Here is an 814-nt window from a genome sequence, read left to right on the forward strand (position 1 = left end):
GCCGCAGGCCGCGCAGATTTCGGTCGACGGGTCCATCGTGTAATCGACCCCGATCAGGTACAGCGGATGCCGGCTGGCATAGCCACTGGCAGACACGATGGGGATGTAGCCGGCCAGGGCTTCGAGTTGGTTCCAGTCGAGCACGTGCAGGCGCTCTTTGCCGGGGAAAATGAAATAGAGTTTGCGCGTGCCGCGATGAATGCGGATGAAGGCGCCACGGGTGCGATGCGCGCCGCTGGCAAAGTAGAAGCAAAATCCAAACGCTAACACAGGCAAGCTACACAAAGCGGTGTAGACGATGTCCTTCGCCGTTAGGGCCTCCATACCAATTGCCCAGAAACTGAATAGTGAGCCTATGATCGCTACAACGACTGACATGCCAATAAAGCTCGCTGTACTGGTCCGCGTGAAATTCGCATAGGTCTCCAGTTCGACGCACTGATCATTGACGCGACGCACGCCATCGGGTTTGGGCGGCTCGCTGGTGGCGTGGTTCCGATAGAGCGGTGTGCCGCCCAGACGCAGGCTGGGCGGAAGTCGCCTGATGGTTTCCTCTTTCACTGTCGCGTCCCCACTGGCTCCGGCTTGGCAGGATCGATGGAGGCGCTGAAGAAGCAGCAGCCTAAAGGTGCGGATGGTGTGGTCCCCATGATGCTAGGCATCGACGTTCACCTGCGGCGATGCCATGCCGCACAACTCGTCGATGTCCGTGGGAAAGGGCGTGTAGGGCACGTTGTACTGGATGCATGCTTCCACGCTGTCGGGAAACGCGTTGATCAGCAGCCAGCCCAGCCACAGCGGAAGGGTGATGGGC

General features: G+C 59.7%; 1 protein-coding gene. It reads right to left on the minus strand.

Annotation, left to right across the window (positions count from 1 at the left end):
* Window positions 1–561: hypothetical protein (locus tag AC1DKV_RS40505; RefSeq protein ID WP_477139772.1), on the minus strand; the 561-nt coding region annotated here is incomplete at its 3' end.
* Between the last annotated feature and the right edge of the window lie 253 nt (window positions 562–814).

This window comes from Cupriavidus sp. 05T41 (assembly GCF_056396525.1).